Origin of the sequence: Maritalea myrionectae DSM 19524, assembly GCF_000423365.1 — a bacterium.
Taxonomy (GTDB): domain Bacteria; phylum Pseudomonadota; class Alphaproteobacteria; order Rhizobiales; family Devosiaceae; genus Maritalea; species Maritalea myrionectae.
The window spans coordinates 736,178-756,746 of record NZ_AUHV01000002.1 but is presented as its reverse complement, the minus strand read 5'-3'; the positions used below and the strand labels follow the sequence as shown (position 1 = coordinate 756,746).

Sequence of the window (20,569 nt, the reverse complement as noted above, 5' to 3'; positions counted from 1 at the left end):
ACAATCCTAAAGCATCGAGATTACGGCGCGCAATTCAGCGATACCATCTTTCTTTTCAGATGAGGTGACCAACAGTTCGGGATGGGCGGCGCCATGCTTGCTGACGATTTGCGTCGTGCGCTCGATGACTTTGGCCAATTCTTCAGCTTTTGGCTTATCCGCTTTGGTGATCACAATCTGATAAGAGACCGCGGCACCATCCAACTCATTCATCACCGTTTCGTCGGCGGGTTTTGGCCCATGTCGGCCATCGATCAACACAAAGACCCGCCGCAGGTTGGGGCGGCCCTTCAAATAGGAATGGATCAGTTTGGTCCACGTCTCAACGGTCTTTTTCGGCGCTTTGGCAAAGCCATAGCCGGGCATATCCACAATGCGCAGCGGTGCGTCATTGGCTTCAAAAATATTCAGCTCCTGCGTGCGCCCTGGCGTGTTAGAGGTCCGCGCCAGATTTACCCGCCCTGTCAATGCGTTGATTAAAGAAGACTTGCCCACATTTGAGCGGCCGGCAAAGGCGATCTCTGTGCGGTCGGTTGGCGGAAGGTCGTCAATGCGCACACACCCCTTGATGAAATCCCAAGGGCGTGCAAACAGCAGGCGGCCTGCTTCCAATTCTGCCGGAGAATACTCAGTCATCGTCTAAACTTGCCTTTTCTAGCGCCGCAATTTCCGCGCCCATTATCGCATCTTTGTGCTTTGTAATCTTTTCTACCGGCCAATGCCACCACGCAATTTGCTCCAATCGCGCAATTATTCCATCGCCAAATCGCATCTTTACAATGCGGGCCGGATTGCCAACCACGATGGCGTAGGCTGGCACGTCTTTTGCCACAACGGCATTGCTGCCAATGATCGCGCCATTGCTGATGGTCACCCCGGGCATGATCGTGGCGTCCCGCCCGATCCACACATCATGACCAATGCTGGTGTCCCCCTTGGAATTTTCAACCCACTTATTGGCGTCAAACCCATCTGCCCAGTCCTCAGAGAAGATTTGAAATGGAAAAGTGGAGAACCCCTCCATCAAATGGTTGGCGCCATTCATGATAAACTGGCAGCCTTGGGCCAAGGCACAGAATTTGCCGATGGTGAGTTTGTCGCCGATAAACTCAAAATGATATTGAACATTGCGCTGTTCGAAATCTTGCGGTCGATCACCATCATCGTAATAGGTGAAATCGCCAACCTCGATCAGCGGATTGGTAATGTGGTTTTTCAAGAAGATCACCCGATCAACATCTTTGATCGGAAAGGGGGTATTCGGATTCGGGCCGTACATTGGCTGTCCTTTGCAAAAAAGAGTGAGCAAATAGCGTGTCCACATCGAAGGTGGTGTACGGTTATTGAATCATTGGCTGAGCCTACCCCTAAAAACAATTGAGGCGGCTAAATTAGCCGCCTCATGCTAGATCGTCAATTATTTCGCTTCCTCTTCTTCAGCGGGTTTTTTCCGCTTGAAGGTGGCCGCGATGTTGCCAAACAAATCAACATCCACGCCATGGCGACGCATAATCACATATTGCTGGATGATGGACAGGAAGTTGTTCCATGCCCAGTAAATCACCAAGCCAGCTGGGAAGCCTGCCAGCATGAATGTGAATATCACAGGCATCCAGGCAAAGATCGCTGCCTGTGTGGGATCTGCTGGTGGAGGGTTCAAGCGCATTTGCACGAACATGGTGATACCCATGATCAATGGCCATGCACCCAAGGCCAGGAAACCGCCCAACAAGGGCAGGCCTGTTGGGTCAAATGGCAACAAGCCGAACAGGTTGAACACGTTGGTCGGGTCTGGTGACGCCAAATCCTGAATCCAGCCAAAGAACGGCGCATGGCGCATTTCGATGGTCACAAACAACACTTTGTAGAGCGAGAAGAACACAGGGATCTGAATCAGAACCGGCCAACAACCGCTCATCGGGTTGATCTTTTCGCGCTTGTAAAGCTCCATCATCGCCTGCTGTTGCTGCATGCGATCATCTTTGTGGCGCTCTTGAATTTCTTTCATCTCAGGCTGCACTTTTTTCATGGCAGCCATGGAGGCGTAAGATTTGTTCGCGAACCAGAAGAACAAGGCTTTGATGATCACGGTCACCGCCAAAATAGCGAGACCGAAATTGCCCAAAATGCCATTGAGGAACCGGATCATGTAGAAAATGGGTTTGGTGATAAAGTGGAACCAACCCCAGTCAATCAACAGTTCAAATCGGTCAAAGCCGAGATTCTGCTCATAGTCGTCGATATATTCTTCAACTTTAGCGCCGGCAAAAACGTGGCTTGTAAATGAGCCGGATTGGCTCGCCCCTACAACAATCGGGTCCTGCGCTACAAAGCTGGACTGATAGGTCGGGCGTCCGCCCGCTGTGCGATAGGAGAAACGCGCATTCACAGATGTGTCTGGTGTTGGCACAACTGCGGCGGCCCAATATTTATCGGTGAAGCCAAGCCAGCCGCCATTGGATGAAAAGTCTTTGCGACCATCTTCAGCGAGGTCGCCATAGGAAAGCTCAACCAGATTATTGTCGGAAAGAACGCCGATTGGGCCTTCATGCAAAATAAAGAAGCCCGAAGTCTTGGGCGTTTCTTGCCGGGTAACGCGAGAATAAGGGAACAGCGCAATATCGCCAGAACCATTGTTCTCAACGGCCTGGGTCACAGTGAAGAGATAGTTTTCGTCGACATTGAATGTGCGCTTAAAGATTTGCCCATTGCCATTGTCATACTGCAACGTCACTGGTGAATTCACACCCAAGGTGCTGTTGCCAACAACATCCCACTGCGTATCAGATTTCGGCAGGTTTGCTGTCGATCCAGTGGCACTTACCCAGCCTTGCTCAACAAAGAATGGCTCTGGTGTGCCTTCAGGCGACAAAAGCGTGATGATCGGGCTGGTCTCATCCACAGTCTCGCGATAGCGCTTCAAGCGCAGATCATCGATGCGACCGCCGGTTAGATTAATCGAACCTGTCAAAGCATCGGTCGAAATATCAACGCGTTCACCTTGGGAGATCACGTCATCACGGCTGCCAGTAACGCCGGTTACAGGCGCAGCAATATCGCTTGGGTCGCCATCAGCAGATGGGGTCGGTAGATCCGCGGTGCTTGATGTGCCTTGCTCCTGCTGCGCAGCGATTTCAGCTTGCCGTTGGGCTTTTTCCAGTTGCGGTCCAGCAACAAAATATTGCCACCCCACCAGCACCAAAATCGACAACCCGATTGCCAAGACGTAATTGCGGCCTTCATTCATGATTTTGACTTCCGATCTATTGCATGCGAAGCAGCGCTTCTTTCGACATGTATCTTTTCAAGAGCTCTTGCGAGGTTCTTTTTAAGTTCGTTAAAGGGTTCATGTAACGCTTCTTGACGACCAATCAACACATAGTTGAAATTTGGGTCAAATTTTTCAGCGAATTCTTTGGAAAGTGCGCGTAAACGTCGCTTTATCCGATTGCGCTGCGGTGCGTTGCCCACCCTCTTGGTCACTGTGTAGCCCAGCGCCGGACCCAACTCGCAATCTTCATTGTGCGCAACGGCTTGCAGCACAAAGCCGCGCCGGACAATTTTACGTCCACGCGCGGCTTTCAAAAATTGCGCCCTTTTTTTCAACTGGCGCATGGTTGTCATCTCGCTCTTCGGACCCTTATCGTGCCCAAATCGTCACTTAAGCTGACAAACGCTTGCGGCCACGTGCGCGACGCGCATTCAAAATCTTACGACCGTTCTTGGTGGCCATACGTGCGCGGAAACCGTGACGACGTGTGCGAACAAGATTGCTAGGCTGAAATGTACGCTTCATTGCTCTTCAAGACCGCATCTTAAAGGACACGGTTCCTCTTTTACTGTTTAATTCCTGATTGACCAAAGGGCACAACGGCTTTTGATTTTGACAAAACAAATACCGACCGCACCATCATTAAATGGTCGAGTTGGGCTGGCTTATAGGCAATCATAGTGCCCAAGTCAATCAAAACCCTCGTGCGCGGACGTACTTTTTCCGTCCTTTGTTTCACACCTGACCCTCAAATCTGAGTGATCATTCTGTCATCATAATTTACTTGGGTCCAGACGCGACCCATGATTAGTCTGGACCAACCACAAACTTTGGGACCAACTATGTCTTTGTCGCACCAAAACAAGATTTCACTCGCCAAGCGCTGGCTGCCGTTGGCGCTTCTTGTGCTCATCATTGCCGCGCTCTATTTCACCGGCACTTATAAATGGCTTTCCGTTGAGGCATTGGTTCAAAACTATACCCGCATGTCCCAATTTGTGGCGGACTATTTATTGTTCGCTGTGCTCATCTACATGGCATTTTATGTGGTGGCGGTGGCGCTTTCATTTCCTGCCGCGTGGGTGCTCACCGTCTCGGGTGGCTTGCTTTTGGGCTGGTGGATAGCCGGCCTCGCTACCATCGTTGCCGCCACGATGGGCGCATCGATTCTCTTTTTCATTGCCAAAACATCGCTTGGCGAGCATATGCGGCAAAACGCAAAAGGCTATGTGCAGCGTATGCGGGATGGTTTCCAAAAAGACGCCGTGAATTACATGCTGTTTTTGCGGCTCACCCCTGTGTTTCCCTTCACATTGGTCAACATTGTCCCCGGCATTCTGGGCGTCCCGTTCTCCATCTTTTTCTGGACCACACTGGTCGGCATTGCGCCGGGCACGTTCGCTTACGCTTATGCGGGCGAGGGGCTTGATTCAATCGTTCGGGCACAGGCCGATGCATACGAGGCTTGCATGGCAGCGGGAAATGCCACTTGCGGCATTTCGCTGAAAGTGGGCAATATCATCACAACAGATTTGTTGATCGCGTTGGGTGCCTTGGGGCTCGCATCTTTGATCCCGATCATCATTAAGCGCGTGCGCAAAACGCCCGCTTAAACAAAAGAACGGAAGCGCACATTGTGCGAGGATAGTTTTATTTATGGCAAAAATTCTTCAACCTGATCTCTGTGTTATCGGTGGCGGTTCCGGCGGCTTAACCGTCGCGGCCGCTGCTTTATCGCTGGGCGCAAGCGTTGTGCTGGTCGAGCGCGACAAGATGGGCGGGGATTGCCTCAACTATGGCTGTGTACCGTCAAAATCGCTCATTGCCTCAGCCAAACGCGCGCAATATATGCGCACCGCCACCAAATTTGGCATCGCGGCAGAAGATCCCAAGATTAATTTTGGCCGCGTGAATGAACATGTGCACAGGGTAATTGCCGACATCGCACCCCACGATTCGGTGGAGCGTTTTGAGGGTCTTGGTGCCACAGTGTTGCAGGGCGAAGCGAAATTCACCGATGCCAAAACCGTGATGGTGGGTGATCAGGCCGTCAAGCCCCGCCGGTTTGTAATTGCCACAGGCTCGCGGCCCATGTCGCCGCCGATTCCGGGCTTGAGCGAAATTGAGTATCACACCAATGAAACGATTTTTAACCTGACCCGTAAGCCGCAACATTTGATTGTTGTGGGTGGCGGCCCGATTGGCATGGAAATGGCGCAGGCGCATCACCGCCTCGGCAGCGACGTGACCGTGCTCGAAATGCAAACCCCGTTGGCCAAAGATGATCCGGAATTGAGCGATATTGCGCTCAAGCAAATTCGCCGCGAAGGCGTGGTGATCCGTCAGGGCGTGAAGGTCACGCAAGTCGGGCAGAAGGCCAAAAACATTGCTGTGACGATTGAACTGAAAAACGGCGATACAGAAGAAATTGTCGGGTCGCATTTGCTGCTGGCGGCCGGGCGCAAGCCAAATGTTGAAGCCTTGGATTTGGAAAAGGCGAAGGTCAATTATGATGGCCGCGGCATTCAGGTCAATAAATCGCTGAAAACGTCGAACAAGCGCATCTATGCCATCGGCGACGTTGCTGGCGGCCTGCAATTTACCCATGTTGCGGGTTATCATGGGGGCTTGGTGGTGCGTAACGCGCTATACCGTTTGCCGATCAAAAACGATCCCACCATTATTCCCTGGGCAACCTATACCGATCCCGAAATCGCAAATGTCGGGCTCACAGAGGCCGACGCACGGGAAAAATATGGCGACAAATTCAAAGTGCTGCGCTGGAGTTTTGCTGAAAATGACCGCGCTCGCGCCGAGCATGTTGAGGAAGGGCTGCTTAAAGTCATCACCACCCCGTCAGGCAAAATCCTGGGCGCGGGGGCCGTGGGCAACAATGCGGGCGAATTGATCAATATCTATGCTTTGGCTGTGGCCAACAAAATGAAGGTTGGGGCGTTTACCAAGATGGTCGCGCCTTACCCAACGCAATTCGAGATTGCAAAGCGCATCGCGGTGGAGTTCTATAAAGATAAAGTCGATCATCCGGCGCTGAAATTCTTGCTTCAGCTCAACCGCATGTTGGGCTGATCTTTAAGCGCTGCAAAGGCAATTATGGCGAACGAACAAATTGACGCTCCAAAGCGGGTCATTTTCGGCCTTTCAATGAAATTGATCACCATGATCATCGCGATGATTATGGTGGTGGAGGTGTTGATCTACCTGCCCTCAGTCGCCAATTTCCGCATCAATTGGATGGATGATCGCGTGCATGTCGCTGGCGTTGCTGCGCGGGTCATTGAAACCGTGCCAGACACGATGGATTTGACGCCAGACACCGTCAGCAAATTGTTAAGCTCTGCTCAGGCAGAGGCGTTGGTGGTGCGCACGCAGGGCCAATCCCAATTGATTGAGCGCGCAGATATGCCCATGCCCGTGGCCGCCTATGCCGCTGATACGCGAGAGCGCGCGCCATTGGACTTGATTGGCCGCGCATTGGAAGTGCTGTTTTTCGGGTCCAACCGCACCATGCGGGTCATTGGTGTACCCATGGACAACCAGGATGTTGTGGTGGAGGTGCTGGTCAATGAAGCGCTGTTGCGCGAAGAATTGATCACCTATTCCCGCAATATTTTTTGGCTTTCGCTGTTGGTCGCCAGCTTCACGTCATTCGCGATCTTCTTGTTTCTAAATGGATTGCTGATTCGCCCGATTACCCGGCTGACGCGGAACATGATCTCCTTTCGGCAGGATCCTGACGACGCCCGCAAAATCATCATCCCTTCCGAACGCGGCGACGAAGTTGGCGTTGCTGAGCGGGAACTAGCCGCAATGGAGAGCAATCTGTTCGCCATGCTCAAACAAAAGCAGCATTTGGCCGACCTTGGCTTGGCCGTCGCCAAGATCAATCACGATTTGCGCAATACCCTCGGTGCGGCGCAATTACTCTCGGATCAGGTGGCCAATTTGGATGACCCGCATGTGCAGCGTTTAGCGCCGCGATTGGTGCATACGCTGGATCGCGCCATCAATTTTTGTCAGTCGGTGCTTGATTATGGTCGCCACAAATCGGTGGCCCCACGGTTTGAGCCTGTGGATTTACGCGCACTGTTGGATGAATGCGCGACCGATGCGGCGGTGCGGATGCACCCCGAAATCGAGTGGCACAATCAGGTGGAAGATGATGTCATCATCCGCGTGGACCCGGATCAGATCGCGCGCGTCCTCACCAATTTGCTCAAAAATGCGCGTGAGGCATTGGAGCCACTGAGCTTGCAAGATGGCCAAAACCTGTCCATCGCCGCCACCCTGATCGCCAATGACCAGCAAGTGCGTTTATTTATCGAAGATAACGGGCCTGGTTTGTCGCCGCGCGCCAAAGAGAATCTGTTCCGTGCGTTTGAGGGATCGGGCCGTGCTGGCGGCACGGGCCTCGGTTTGGCCATCGCCAAGGAGCTTGTCGAAGCACATGGCGGACAGCTCAATTATATCGAAACTGAAAAAGGCACAAAATTTGAGATTTGTTTGCCCCGCTAATCCGGGCTTTTTCGCTGCAAAATGACAATCAGATGAAAAAGTTGCGATTGTGGGTCTTGCAATCATTTCAAAGCCAGTATATGGCTTTGCGCTGTTGATCGACGGAACTTTCGAACCGTTGATTTTAAGCACCGGTAGCTCAGCTGGATAGAGCACTAGACTACGAATCTAGGGGTCGGGAGTTCGAATCTTCCCCGGTGCACCATTTCCCCTATGTTGATCGTCAAACGAACCTGACCCAACCGCCACAGTTGGGCCAAAATCTGTCTTTGCACTATTCACTTGAATGGCAGCAATGTGGGCGAGAGCGTGCACAGCAATATTCTTGGCCGGAAGGGATTTAGGTGTTTTGCCGTTCATTTGGATCGATAGCATGTGACAATCCACATTTGTAAGATATGCTCCATTTCAAGGTGTAAAGGCGAACGCTGGGGGGGCGGATGAAATTTACAGAAATATTGAAACTGGATTTAGCAGGAAGATTCAATCGTCTAATCCAAAACAATAGGGGTGCATTAGGGACCTTAGACCTACGTAATGTTTATTGCTTAGTTACGGTTTGGAAGCACGACAATAGAATAGATTTCTCGGCGGGAATAAATCTCGTTTCGGAATTTGAAGTAGGTCAAGAAACGGATTTCCTAAGGTTCTACGAAAAGAAATGTTTTTCCTCTCGTATTGAGGCAATGGCTCACGAAGAGGCGCAAATTCGCAGAGCATCTAGGTTGTATACTCGAACGAGATTTCACCGTGAGAGGCCGGTCTCTGTTATGGAGCATGGCAAGCTCTTGGAAAAAGAAGTTATCGTTCAAGAATATTGTCTCGATGGTGTTTGGTACTCGAAACTTGCTTAGACACAATCGAGCCATTCGAATGGCTTGTGGCTGGAAAGTTGATTTAGGCTAGGCCCAATCTCCATATCATCTCAAAGCCTACAATCGAGCTCGAAGCGGTCCTTTGAAGACAACGAGTGCTGATCACTTTAGGTCAGATTTGATTGACGTTTTGGGGTGGGATTGTCTGACCCGGGTCCGATCATTTGCCCCGTTTTGCCGACCTGTAGAGTCGGAGCAGTGTGACATTTCCCACCCAAATCGATAAATGATTTTGCCTCATGTGCGGTGGGATGCTGCGCGTTTGCCGTCATGGTGTTTTCAAAATGCTGTCAGGGCTTCTTGTCGGCACTGCAGGTGCCTTTTGGGCGCAAAGCACGGCGGGCGTGACAAGCCATTCCAAAATGGAAATCTGCGCATCGCTGGCGCGGGCTTTTTGATTGTTCAGGACAATCTGACATCTCGCAAAAAAATAGTCACAAGGCATGCACCAGTGCAATTGCTGTCGATTTGGTTGCGGAACTCTGGCCGGAGGCCCTGCGTTGTTCACACAACACAATCAATGAGGTGATCAAATGGCAGATAAAAAGAAGAAGGTTCCAGAGATAGATGAGGCGTTGGACGAATCTTTCCCCGCCAGTGATCCACCGTCATGGACACCAGGTGAAGTTGGCGTTCAAGGGGAAACCCGGCCACCGCAACACCAAGACCATCAGCCCGGCGTGGAGAGCATCATGCAGCCACGCCCGCAGTCGCTGATGGAAAACTATAAAGGTGCAGGCAAGCTCACTGGCAAGGTGGCGCTGATCAGCGGCGGCGATAGCGGCATTGGCCGGGCGGTCGCCATTGGCTACGCCAAGGAAGGCGCCAACGTAGCATTTATCTATCTTGATGAGGATGACGACGCCGACGAAACGGTCCGCCATATTGAAAAGACCGGCCAAAAGGCCCTCGCGATCAAGGGTGATATTGGCGAAAAAGCATTTTGCGATGCCGCGGTGGAGAAGGTGCTCAAAGAATTTGGCTATCTCAATATTCTGGTCAACAACGCCGCCGAACAGCACGTGCAAGAACGGTTGGAAGATATTCCAGAAGACCAGGTGCGCCGCACATTCGATACTAACTTTTTCGGGGCGTTTTTCCTCAGCCAAGCCGCACTCAAGTTTTTGGGCAAGGATGATTGCATCATCAACACAACGTCGGTTGTGGCCTATCGCGGCAATGATGTGTTGATGGACTATGCCGCCTCCAAGGGCGCGATATTGGGCCTTACCCGATCATTGGCGTCTAACCTTGCGGAAAAACATGTGCGGGTAAACGCTGTGGCGCCCGGTCCGATCTGGACACCGTTGATCCCCGCGTCATTCGATGCTGAGCATGTCGAACATTTCGGTGAAGGCGCACCTATGGGGCGTGTCGGGCAACCTGATGAGGTCGCCCCGAGCTACATTTTCCTCGCCTCATCTGACGCAAGCTATATGACGGGGCAGGTGCTCCATCCCAATGGTGGCAACATCGTTGGGGCTTAACTCCCGCATGGGTGCAAAAAAGAAGGAGATGATGAGGTGTAGGCGATTCTTCGTCCTGATACCTCACCATCTCATCGCGATTCTGACCCGTGAGCATGCGGGTTTCGGATCCACGCGTTCACAATTTGGTCGATAAAATCATCAAAGCGCCAGAAAATGAAATTGCCAAAATGAAGGCTTTGATCGCTAGCAGGGAGGGGGAAACTTCGGCCCAAGACGCAGCGCCAAGTGATCAATGGGTGGCTGGCATTTTGGTGGGCCGAATAGTTTATCCACAAAGAATACTACAAATAACATATTCGGTGTGCTAGCCTTTATACTGAAGGCGAGGTCTGCGGAAGCCGGAAGTAAATTTGGGCCTCAGATGGGGTAGTATAAACTGGGGCCTTTTGACAATTACTGTAATCGCGGTCGCGGTTGCTGGTGAAATTGATCATATTATGACGACCGCAGTAGACATGGCGATATTTGCTTCGTTTTGTTTTGTGCGAGCAGCTTTATTTTGAATTGATGTCTTGATTTCTGTGCTCGGCACTCGCCTCAGTCAATAGGAGGCTAAATTGACGGACAACAACGAACCCGAACTGGACGCGATTCCCGCGCCCGAAGGTCCGACCGAGATCATCGAGAGTGATTACGAAATCGGTCAGGATAATATTGAAACCAATATCGGCCCGTTTGGTCTGGACATTCACAACCCGGTATTTGTGATTTCCGGCTTAACCGTAGTGGCCTTTGTGTTGCTCACATTGGCATTCCAATCTGAAGTTGAACCCTTGTTCAACAATTTGCGCAATTGGCTGACCCAGACATTTGATTGGTTCTTCCTGTTGGCAGGCAATATCTTTGTGATCTTGTGTTTGGTGTTGATTGTGACGCCAATGGGCAAGGTGCGCATTGGGGGCAAAGATGCGACGCCAGATTTTTCATATATAGGCTGGTTTTCCATGTTGTTTGCCGCCGGTATGGGCATCGGGCTGATGTTCTATGGTGTGAGCGAACCGATTTCGCACTTTACCAGCGCGCTGGGGGGCGTCGCTTCCGAAAATGGTGTCCGCACAGACTGGGCGCCTTTGGGCGGTGCTGAAGGCAATGCGGCCGAGGCCGCGCGCTTGGGCATGGCTGCAACCATCTTCCACTGGGGTCTTCACCCGTGGGCAATTTATGCAGTGGTCGCCCTGTCATTGGCGATCTTTTCCTACAATAAGGGGCTGCCGCTTACCATGCGTTCAGTGTTCTACCCAATCTTTGGCGAACGCGTATGGGGCTGGACAGGTCACATCATCGACATTCTGGCGGTGTTCGCCACATTGTTTGGCTTGGCCACTTCTCTGGGTATTGGGGCGCAGCAAGCGAATGCCGGTCTGAACGCGCTGTTCGGTTTGCCTGTCGGCGATGCCAGCATGGTGTTTTTGATCGTCGTGATTACCGGGATGGCGCTAGTTTCTGTTGTTGCAGGCTTGGATGCAGGCGTGAAGCGCTTGTCTGAGATCAACATGGTCTTGGCGATAATTTTGCTCGTCTTTGTGATAATTGTGGGTCCAACCCTCGCTATCCTGACCGGCTTTTTCCAAAACCTATGGGCCTATGTTGAGTATCTCCCGGCTCTATCGATGCCGTTTGGCCGCGAAGATGCAAACTTCTCACAAGGCTGGACATCGTTCTATTGGGCGTGGTGGATTTCCTGGTCACCATTTGTGGGCATGTTTATCGCCCGCGTTAGCCGTGGTCGCACCGTGCGCGAGTTCATCACATGTGTGTTGATCATCCCGTCTCTGGTGTCTGTCTTGTGGATGACCTCATTCGGTGGCACAGCGATCGATCAGATCGTTAATCAGGGCTACACAGCCGTGGCTGATGCCGCTTTGGAGTTGAAGCTGTTTGAAATGCTGGAACCATTGCCATTGGCACAGCTCACCTCATTTGTGGGTATCTGTTTGGTGATCGTGTTCTTCGTGACGTCATCAGACTCTGGCTCATTGGTGATCGACACCATGACAGCTGGCGGTAAAGTGAATGCCCCCACACCGCAGCGTGTGTTCTGGGCGAGCTTTGAAGGTATCGTTGCGATCGCGTTGTTGCTTGGTGGTGGCCTTGGGGCGCTTCAAGCCATGGCGGTGTCCACGGGCTTCCCGTTCACCATTGTCATTCTCCTGGCATGCTTTGCTTTGGTGAAAGGCTTGATGAGTGAGATGAAGCACAACTAGATAATGATGCACAATTAAACTGAATTAGCCCGCCAAGCATTTTGGCGGGCTTTTCATTGGCTAGACGCGGTGTTGGTCTTAGCCCAGCGCCATTTCAACAGCGGCGCGCACATGTAGGTCGGTGCTGTCATAGGTGGGGATGGGGCTGTCATCATCGCTGATCAACAGTGTGATTTCAGTACATCCCAAAATAACGGCTTCGGCGCCACGCGCCATCATTCCATCAATGGCACGCTGATAGGTTTCGCGTGACTTGTCCGACACGATGCCTTGGCATAACTCATCAAAAATGATCGCATTCAAATTGGTGCGGTCCACCTCGGGCACAATGATATCCAGCCCATGACCTTGAAGTCGATCAATCAAAAATGGCTTTTCCATCGTAAAGGCAGTGCCGAGCAGGCCCACCCGCTCAAACCCATCCGATTTCAACGCCTGCGCGGTGCTGTCAGCGATGTGAAGCAGGGGAATATCGGTAGCCGCCTCAATCTGCGGCGCCACCAGGTGCATGGTATTTGTCGCCAGCAGCAAAAACTCGGCGCCGGCCCGTTCGAGCCCTTTTGCGTGGTCAGCCAAAAGGGTGCCGGCTTCATCCCAGGCCCCACTCTTTTGCATGGCGGCAATGGGGGCAAAATCGACGGACCGCAGCAACAATTCAGCACTGTGCAAGCCACCCAATTTGGTGCGCACCAATTGGTTCAGCTGTTGATAGTAAAGCGCTGTGGATTCCCAGCTCATGCCACCCAATAGGCCGATGGTTTTCATATCTGGTGCTCCCCTTCAATTTGGGGCCGCACCAACGCCACCAACTCTTGATAGAGCTCTTTCTTGAACGGAACGATAAGGTCCGGCATATCGCCAATCGGCCGCCACGCCCATTCAGAAAACTCTGCGGGATGCGTGCCATCTGCTGGTCGTTCGACATTGATTTCGCTTTCGTCTCCGACAAAGCGGAACACAAACCATCTTTGTTGCTGGCCCCGATATTTGCCCTTCAAGGCCTTGCCCAAAAGCTCCTCCGGCAAATCATAGCTAAGCCACTTTGGCACCTCGTAAATCAGCTCAATGGAGGACATGTTGGACTCTTCATAAAGCTCGCGCTTGGCGGCTTCCAGCGGATCTTCGCCCTTGTCGATGCCACCTTGCGGGAATTGCCATTCATGCGATTGGGGCACGCCGGGCTTTGCCAGCCGCCGACCCGTAAAAACTTCGCCCTTGTCATTGACGACGCAAACGCCCGCGCAAAACCGATAGGGCATTTTCTCGCGATCAATTGGCTGAGTCATAAATTCTGTCCTAATTGTCTTGCATCAATGCACTTGCGGGCACCAAAACCAGATTTTTGTCTTCCAGCTCTTTGGCCCATTCCGCAATGGTGCGCACGGTCACGGGCAAAGATGTAGCCGTGCCGATGGCCGAGCCATTTTCAAGGGCGAGTGCCTCTAATTTGCTCAATTGGCGCAAAATATCGCTGCGTGAGGGCGATTCATCCAAACTCAGATCGGCCCGTGCAAAATCCACCCCGGCCTGTTTCGCCAGCTGCGGTGCGAGTGAACGGTTTGAGGCCCCATCATCCAAAAATGTTAGTCCCCGCAGGGCAATTTCTTCCATAACGGGTTGCATATCGTTGGCAGAGGAGGTGAAGCGGGCGCCCAAAAAGTTGATGACGCCAGTATAACCGCCCATGCGCGACATCAGCCAGTATAAACGATCCAAATTGGCGCGGGCGGCTTGTCCCACCAAAAGCGTTTGCGGGCCGGGATCATTTTGCGGGTAATCAAACGGCTCAAGCGGTAATTGCAGCATGATTTCGTGGCCGCCAATGCGTGCGGCGAGGGCAAGGCTGCCCACATCTTTGCCATAGGGGGCAAAGGCCAATGTTATTTCATCTGGCAGCCGTTCAATTGCCGACCGTGTGTTTTCCTCTGAAAGGCCCAATCCTTCAACAACAACAGCGATCAGGCCGCGGCCATTGGCGCTGTCAGGCGTGAGCGATGCCCGCGCATACACGTCTGCAGGTCGGTCCCCGTTCGGGCCCACTTGCGGAATAAAGCCATGTTGGGTTTTTTCCAGTAATTCGGGCAGGGGCGCTGCTGCGCGGGCGGCTTCGGCTGCTTCCGGAAAGGCGTCAATATTTATAAAGGAGGGGCTTTCAACGGGGTCGATAGGTTCCTCTTCAACAATATCTTCGCCGCCTTCGGTAGAAAGATTGCGGGCCAATTCGTTGTTGCCGGTAGATGAAACGCCCACTTCAATTTGTGGCCGCCCCTCCAAAGGGCTTTCCACATAGGCCACCCACGCGACGGGCACCGCAATAACGGTCACCAGCAGGGCGATAGACACAGGCAATAGCGGAAACCCACCGACACGAATCTTCGATGGGTTGTCTCGGCGCTCATTTTTTTTGCGCCCAAGAGGCTTATTAATGTTGTCCGCCATATGCCGCCGCAACTTGTGGTTTGGTGTTGGCCCCACTGAATGCGGGGCCAAACCGAATGATCTATTTAGGATCAGGTGGAAAAGCTTCGTTGGTCTTTTCCCCGGTGATCAAATCAATTGCAAACTGCAATTGGTTGTCTTTTTCGCGATCTGAGGGCACATAAACCGATGAACCAGTTGTGGCCTCATCTTCTGTGCCGCCGCCAATTTGACCATCAAGTGCAGCTTCCCCAATGATTTCGTCACGCCCTTTGAGTTCGTCCGGTACATCCTGGAAGATCTCAATATCAGGCACAATGCCAGCTGCTTGGATTGAGCGCCCACTTGGGGTGTAATAGCGCGAGGTGGTCAAGCGCATCGCCCCGTTTTGTCCAAGTGAAATAATCGATTGCACTGAGCCTTTACCGAAGGAGCGTGTGCCCACAAGGGTCGCCCGCTTTTGGTCTTGCAGCGCCCCGGCCACAATTTCAGATGCGGAGGCTGACCCGCCATTGATCAGGACGATCATATCAAGGTTTTCAACGCGCTTGTCCAAATCATCTGGGTTGGCGTCATAGCGCGAATTTTCCTCTGCCGACCGGCCTCTGGTCGACAGAACATTGCCACGCGATAGAAACGCATCTGAGATAAAGACCGCCTGATCCACAAGCCCGCCTGGATTATTGCGCAAATCCAGGATGATGCCTTCAAGGTCATCGCCAAGTTCTTCTTGGATGTCATTGATCGCTTTTTCCACACCAGCATAGGCTTGGCCGGTAAAGCGTGCGAGCCGGATGATCCCAACATTATCTTGAGTGAAGGAGCGTACCACTTGGAAGGTGATCACATCCCGGGTGATGGTCAGCGTGATTGGTTCCTCAACACCTTCCCGAATAATGGTCAGTTCGATATCGGTGCCCACTTCGCCGCGCATCAATTCAACCGCTTGGTCCAATGATTTGCCGCGAACAGGCTCGCCATCCAACTCAACGATATAATCATTGGCCAACACCCCGGCCTCAGCAGCGGGGGTCTCGTCGATGGGTGAGATAACCTTGATCACTTCATCTTCCATCTGCACTTCAATGCCCAGGCCGCCGAATGTGCCTTGCGTGTCTTCGCGCACATCAGCGTAATCATCTGGATCAAGATAGCCCGAGTGGGGGTCAAGGCTGGTCAGCATGCCTTGAATAGCCGCGCGCACCAGTTCTTTTTCATTTGGTGCATCCACATATTCGGAGCGAATGCGGTCGAAGATTTCACCAAATAGGTTCAGTTCTTCATAAACTTGTTGCTGTTCCAGCGGCCCCTCATTTTCTTGCGTGGCCTCTTGTGCAAACGCGGGCGCCGCCGCGCCAGCAAAAAGACCAATTGAGAGGGCAAGAAGAGCTGATTTCATGGTCGGTTTCATAAATTGACTATCCATTCTGTGCTGTCCTGGACCCTTTGTCCCACCATCCGGTGGGGTCAATAGGCGTATCTTCATTTCGAATTTCAATATAAAGCGTTGGCCGAGAGTTTCCAGCACTGGTCGCGATCGTTTGAGAATTTGTGTTGGTGCCCATTTTACCCAGTGGTTCACCCATCAAAACAAATTGTCCCAAATTGACGTCTGCGCTTTCCATGCCTGCCAACAGCAGGTGATATCCTTGACCCATATTCAAAATGATAATTTGGCCATAATTAAGATAAGGGCCTTTATAAACCACCCATCCATCGGCAGGGGCAACAATTTGCGCTTCGGGCCGCGTCACAACATATTCGCCTTGCGACGTGCCGCCAAATCGATCATCTGCGCCATAGGCGACGACTTCCACGCCAACCACTGGCGGGGTCAAGTGCCCCTTGCCCAGGGCAAACGGGAAGGCGGGCTCTGTGCGTGATTTATCGGCCAAAGCCAAATCAATCACGCTTTGCTCTAATTCTTCGCCAACATTATTTTGGTCCTCATCGGATGCATCTGCCTCAGCATTCGCATTGCTCACCGATTGAACTTTATCTTCAAGCGTATTGATCAGTTGCGTCAGGGAAGTGGCGCGGCTGGCCAACAATTCGGCTTCGCGTTGCTCCGCTTCCAGCTCTTCGCCCACCCGTTCCAGGCCGCGCTTGCGGGCTTCAATCAGGGTTGCAATGCGCAGGCGTTCTTCCCGCAAAACGGTAAGGTTGGCCACAAGTAGCTTTTGTTCCGCCTCGGCTTCTTCCGCAATCGCCAACAAACTATCAAGTTCCATGCGCACCGCATCAGCCCGGCTGGCCAATTGCGGCAAAACAGACGCCAACAAACTCCCGGCACGCGCAGAATCGACGGCATTGCCCGGTTCAATAATCAGGGCAGGGGGCGGGTTGCGCCCCAATTGCTGCAACGCAGTGAGAAGGGTGCCAATTTCCTGATTTTCATCGTCCAATGTTGCGCGGATGGTCTCTTCTTCTGCGCGCAGGCTGGCCATACGCTCGGCAATCGCGTTGGCTTCAATCTCCGCCAGCTTCACCCTTTGCGCCGCTTCGATGAGCGCGGCGGTTTGCTGGGTGCGATCGCCCGAAAACTCTTCCACTTGCGCTTTAAGCTCCGCCACCCGCTCTTCGGTCAGCTCAATGGTCAGCTTAACTTGGTCAAGTTCAATCTGCGCATCTTGGGTTGTGGTGGGGTCATTGAATTGCGCAAGGCTCGGCCCCATTATCATGGCGCTGGCCAGCAACAATCCAGCGCTCCATCGACTGGCTTTTCCAATTTGGCGCAAATAAAGGCTCACGGGTAAATTTCGGCTCCACGCAAAATGGCGAATCACCACTCTAATGTATCAAAGGCAACGCTTTTGTCGCGTTTAAGTTTGACCTTTTTTGGGCCGTACCCCCCGGTTTTCGCTATGTTTCTAGCCACGGTGGTACGGGTGACCGCTCAAAATCGTCATGGTGCGATAAATTTGCTCCGCCAGCATGATGCGCACAATCTGGTGCGGCCAGGTTAAATTAGAAAAATTCAGGGTGAGCTTGCCCCGCTGGCGCAGGTCTTTGTCGAGTCCGTCCGCGCCGCCGATAACAAACCAGCATTCGCGTGCGCCATTGTCGCGCCAATCACCCATATGTTGGGCAAATTTTTCGCTGGTCAGGCTTTTGCCGCGTTCGTCCAAAAACACGAGCACCGCGCCATCCTGCACCTGGGCGAGTATGGCGTCTGCTTCTTCTTTTTTGCGTTGTTCGGATTGCTTGGCGCGGCTCTCGGGCAGCTCTCGCACGCTCACATCGCCAAAGCCGAGCTGTTTACCCACCGATTTAGCACGTTCAATGTAGCGATCAACAAGTTGGCGTTCGGGGCCGTCTTTCAACCGCCCCACTGCCAGAATATGCACTTTCATAAGGGTCTAAACGCTAGTGCGTCGCGTCATTTGGCAAATTAGCAGACCACATTTTTTCAATGTTGTAGAATTCGCGCACTTCAGGGCGGAACAGATGCACGATCACATCGCCCGCATCCACCAGCACCCAGTCGCACTGTGGAACGCCTTCAATCTTAGGTTTGCCAAAACCCTTTTCACGCAATGTGCGCGACAATTGGTCGGCGATCGCTCCCACATGGCGGTTTGATCGGCCAGAGGCCACGATCATATTGTCCGCCAAGCTTGATTTGCCGCGAATATCAATAGATACCGTGTCTTCAGCTTTTGCATCGTCCAAAAGCCCAAGTACAACATCCAAAAGATTTTCTGATGATGCAGCAGATTCAGGCGCTGCGCCCTTGTTATGGGTTTGGGGCGTCATGCACCAAGGCCCAATTTCAGTGAGATAGAAACCATTGTGGCTCGATCATCTTTCACGCTTATTTCCAATGCTTTTAATATGCGCTTATTGCGCGTGTTTTTCAAGTCTTCTGCGCTGTGTTAGCCGCGGCGCTTTGCCCCTTGGCGCAGTTGTGTGGACGAAAGATCAGACATAATGCCATGCAAATAGATCCAAGCCGGGGCGGGCATGTCAGCAAAGCGTGCGGCGTCGGTTTCATCCACGCGCCACCGCGCCATGGCTTGGGCCGCAGGCGCAAACGGCGCATTATGGGTTGCCCCGGGGCGCACATAAACCGCAATCGGCATCAATTGCGCCATATCCTGCCAGCGGTCCCACTTATGGAAGCTCACCAAATTGTCGGCCCCCATAATCCAAACGAATTTGCGGCCGGGCAAGGTCTGTTTCAAATAGGCCAAAGTGTCATAGCTGTATTTAAAGCCATGCTTGGCTTCAAAGCCGGTGATGCGCACGCGCGGATGGTCCATCAAATTTCGCGCCGCCGCAATGCGCTCTGACAAGGGTTTGAGTTCGCTATGGTCTTTCAGTGGATTGCCGGGGGTCACCAGCCACCAAATCGCATCCAGCCCGAGCCGCTTTAGCGCTTGCCGCGTCACCAATCTATGGCCCTCATGGGCCGGGTTAAAGCTGCCGCCAAATAGGCCAATCCGCATCCCGGGTGTGGAATGGGGCAGGCTGAGATCAGCGTGACTGTTTTTGATAATGCTTGTCACGGACGCGTATGTCCTTTGCCATGCACGCGATAATTAAAGCTGGTGAGCTGTTCCACACCCACCGGGCCACGCGCATGCATTTTGCCTGTGGCGATGCCAATTTCGGCCCCCATGCCAAACTCGCCACCATCGGCAAACTGGGTTGAAGCATTGTGCATCAATATCGCTGAATCCACTTCGCGGAAAAAGCGTTCAACCACCTCGTCGTTCTCAGCCAAAATGGCTTCTGTGTGATGGGATGAATAGTGGGCAATATGATCAAGAGCCGCATCAAAATCATCCACCACCCGCACGGAAATGATCGCATCCAAATATTCGGTAGACCAATCCTCTTCCGTGGCGGCAACCACACGATCATCAAGGTCAGCGGTGCGAGCGCATCCGCGCACTTCGCAGCCTTTTGCCATCAATGCATCCACCAGTTGCGGCACAAAGAGTGGTGCAATTTTTTGATCAATCAACACGGTTTCTGCCGCACCGCAAATGCCGGTGCGCCGCATTTTGGCGTTCAGAATAATCTCTTCAGCCATGTCCAGATCCGCACTTTGGTCCACCACAATATGGCAAATGCCTTCAAGGTGCGCGAACACAGGCACGCGTGCCTCTTGTTGCACACGACCCACAAGCCCTTTGCCGCCACGCGGCACAATCACGTCAATATTGCCATTCAGCCCTTGCAGCATTTTGCCCACGGCTTCGCGGTCGGTCACTGGCACCAATTGAATGGCGTCTTTCGACAATCCTGCCGCCTCAAGCCCGTCCACCAAACATTGATGGATGGCGCGCGAACTGTGAAAACTGTCAGACCCGCCACGCAAGATCGCCGCATTGCCCGCTTTAAGGCAAAGCGCGCCAGCATCAGCGGTCACATTGGGGCGGCTTTCAAAAATCACCCCAATTACACCCAAAGGCGTGCGCACGCGATCAATCACCAACCCGTTGGGTCGACGAATTTCGGCCAGTTTGGTGCCCACAGGATCGTCCAACAGGGCAATTTGCTCCAACCCATCGGCAATCGCTTCGATGCGCTGGGCGTCCAGTGTCAAACGGTCGATAAAGGCCGCACCCACGCCGTTGGCCTTCGCCGCCGCCACATCTTTTTGGTTTGCTGCCAGAATGCCTTCAACATTGGCGCGCAGCAGCGCTGCCGCTTCACGCAGGGCTTGGTCTTTTTGGTCAGTTGGAGCAATGGCCAATCCGCGGGCGGCCAAGCGGGCCCGCTCGCCCAGCCCCATCATTAGCGTATGAATATCGGCATGATCTGTCATTG

Annotated in this window: 20 protein-coding genes and 1 tRNA gene; 7 read left to right on the top strand and 14 right to left on the bottom strand. The window is 52.8% G+C overall.

The window, feature by feature from the left end; genetic code table 11:
- Positions 1-6: 6 nt before the first annotated feature.
- The 5 genes from yihA to rpmH form a co-directional block, all read right to left on the bottom strand.
- Complete coding sequence (gene yihA / locus G549_RS0103960; protein ID WP_027833928.1) at positions 7-636, bottom strand: ribosome biogenesis GTP-binding protein YihA/YsxC; 630 nt, start codon at positions 634-636, stop codon at positions 7-9.
- A complete protein-coding gene (locus G549_RS0103955) occupies positions 629-1,324 on the bottom strand; it encodes a CatB-related O-acetyltransferase (RefSeq protein ID WP_425528538.1) in 696 nt (231 codons plus the stop codon). Before G549_RS0103955 ends, yihA begins: the two co-directional genes overlap by 8 nt.
- A 93-nt stretch (positions 1,325-1,417) precedes the next feature.
- Positions 1,418-3,247 (bottom strand): membrane protein insertase YidC, encoded by a 1,830-nt coding sequence (gene yidC, locus G549_RS0103950; protein WP_027833926.1) that lies wholly within the window; start codon positions 3,245-3,247, stop codon positions 1,418-1,420.
- Positions 3,244-3,624 (bottom strand): ribonuclease P protein component, encoded by a 381-nt coding sequence (rnpA, locus tag G549_RS0103945; RefSeq protein ID WP_051213326.1) that lies wholly within the window; start codon positions 3,622-3,624, stop codon positions 3,244-3,246. Before rnpA ends, yidC begins: the two co-directional genes overlap by 4 nt.
- A gap of 37 nt (positions 3,625-3,661) precedes the next feature.
- Positions 3,662-3,796 (bottom strand): 50S ribosomal protein L34, encoded by a 135-nt coding sequence (gene rpmH / locus G549_RS21635; RefSeq protein ID WP_084633949.1) that lies wholly within the window; start codon positions 3,794-3,796, stop codon positions 3,662-3,664.
- A gap of 317 nt (positions 3,797-4,113) precedes the next feature.
- Here rpmH and G549_RS0103935 point away from each other — a divergent pair, with 317 nt between their 5' ends.
- The 7 genes from G549_RS0103935 to G549_RS0103895 all read left to right on the top strand — a co-directional run bounded on the left by G549_RS0103935 (position 4,114) and on the right by G549_RS0103895 (position 12,373).
- The gene (locus tag G549_RS0103935) at positions 4,114-4,884 is read left to right on the top strand and encodes a TVP38/TMEM64 family protein (protein ID WP_051213322.1); all 771 of its coding nucleotides are present in this window, start codon (positions 4,114-4,116) and stop codon (positions 4,882-4,884) included.
- Positions 4,885-4,927: 43 nt separating this feature from the next.
- A complete protein-coding gene (locus G549_RS0103930; RefSeq protein ID WP_027833923.1) occupies positions 4,928-6,358 on the top strand; it encodes a dihydrolipoyl dehydrogenase family protein in 1,431 nt (476 codons plus the stop codon).
- A gap of 24 nt (positions 6,359-6,382) precedes the next feature.
- On the top strand, positions 6,383-7,804 hold the full coding sequence (locus tag G549_RS18965; protein ID WP_051213320.1) for a sensor histidine kinase: 1,422 nt from the start codon (positions 6,383-6,385) through the stop codon (positions 7,802-7,804).
- Positions 7,805-7,932: 128 nt separating this feature from the next.
- Positions 7,933-8,009, top strand: a tRNA-Arg gene (locus G549_RS0103920).
- 235 nt (positions 8,010-8,244) lie between these two features.
- Complete coding sequence (locus G549_RS0103915) at positions 8,245-8,658, top strand: hypothetical protein (RefSeq protein WP_027833922.1); 414 nt, start codon at positions 8,245-8,247, stop codon at positions 8,656-8,658.
- Between the two features lie 554 nt (positions 8,659-9,212).
- Positions 9,213-10,166: an SDR family oxidoreductase gene (locus tag G549_RS18960; protein WP_084633943.1), complete on the top strand. Its 954-nt coding sequence runs from the start codon at positions 9,213-9,215 to the stop codon at positions 10,164-10,166.
- A 560-nt stretch (positions 10,167-10,726) separates the two neighbouring features.
- Positions 10,727-12,373 carry a BCCT family transporter gene (locus G549_RS0103895; RefSeq protein WP_027833920.1) on the top strand — a complete coding sequence of 549 codons (1,647 nt, stop codon included), beginning with the start codon at positions 10,727-10,729 and terminating at the stop codon, positions 12,371-12,373.
- A 78-nt stretch (positions 12,374-12,451) separates the two neighbouring features.
- Here the strand turns inward: G549_RS0103895 and G549_RS0103890 are convergent, their stop codons facing one another.
- The 9 genes from G549_RS0103890 to G549_RS0103850 form a co-directional block, all read right to left on the bottom strand.
- Positions 12,452-13,138, bottom strand: coding sequence for an aspartate/glutamate racemase family protein (locus tag G549_RS0103890; RefSeq protein WP_027833919.1), 687 nt, complete (start codon positions 13,136-13,138; stop codon positions 12,452-12,454).
- Entirely contained in the window at positions 13,135-13,659 is a 525-nt protein-coding gene (locus tag G549_RS18955; protein WP_036220953.1) for an RNA pyrophosphohydrolase, read from the bottom strand. Before G549_RS18955 ends, G549_RS0103890 begins: the two co-directional genes overlap by 4 nt.
- 10 nt (positions 13,660-13,669) lie before the next feature.
- Complete coding sequence (locus G549_RS18950) at positions 13,670-14,812, bottom strand: divergent polysaccharide deacetylase family protein (RefSeq protein WP_051213319.1); 1,143 nt, start codon at positions 14,810-14,812, stop codon at positions 13,670-13,672.
- A 61-nt stretch (positions 14,813-14,873) separates the two neighbouring features.
- Positions 14,874-16,190 (bottom strand): S41 family peptidase, encoded by a 1,317-nt coding sequence (locus G549_RS0103875; protein ID WP_036221315.1) that lies wholly within the window; start codon positions 16,188-16,190, stop codon positions 14,874-14,876.
- A gap of 19 nt (positions 16,191-16,209) precedes the next feature.
- The gene (locus tag G549_RS0103870; RefSeq protein WP_027833917.1) at positions 16,210-17,541 is read right to left on the bottom strand and encodes a murein hydrolase activator EnvC family protein; all 1,332 of its coding nucleotides are present in this window, start codon (positions 17,539-17,541) and stop codon (positions 16,210-16,212) included.
- 120 nt (positions 17,542-17,661) lie between these two features.
- Positions 17,662-18,144, bottom strand: coding sequence for a 23S rRNA (pseudouridine(1915)-N(3))-methyltransferase RlmH (gene rlmH, locus G549_RS0103865; protein ID WP_027833916.1), 483 nt, complete (start codon positions 18,142-18,144; stop codon positions 17,662-17,664).
- Between the two features lie 13 nt (positions 18,145-18,157).
- The gene (gene rsfS, locus G549_RS0103860) at positions 18,158-18,547 is read right to left on the bottom strand and encodes a ribosome silencing factor (protein ID WP_027833915.1); all 390 of its coding nucleotides are present in this window, start codon (positions 18,545-18,547) and stop codon (positions 18,158-18,160) included.
- Between the two features lie 119 nt (positions 18,548-18,666).
- A complete protein-coding gene (locus G549_RS0103855) occupies positions 18,667-19,299 on the bottom strand; it encodes a nicotinate-nucleotide adenylyltransferase (RefSeq protein WP_084633942.1) in 633 nt (210 codons plus the stop codon).
- The gene (locus G549_RS0103850) at positions 19,296-20,567 is read right to left on the bottom strand and encodes a glutamate-5-semialdehyde dehydrogenase (protein ID WP_027833913.1); all 1,272 of its coding nucleotides are present in this window, start codon (positions 20,565-20,567) and stop codon (positions 19,296-19,298) included. Before G549_RS0103850 ends, G549_RS0103855 begins: the two co-directional genes overlap by 4 nt.
- Positions 20,568-20,569 lie beyond the last annotated feature (2 nt).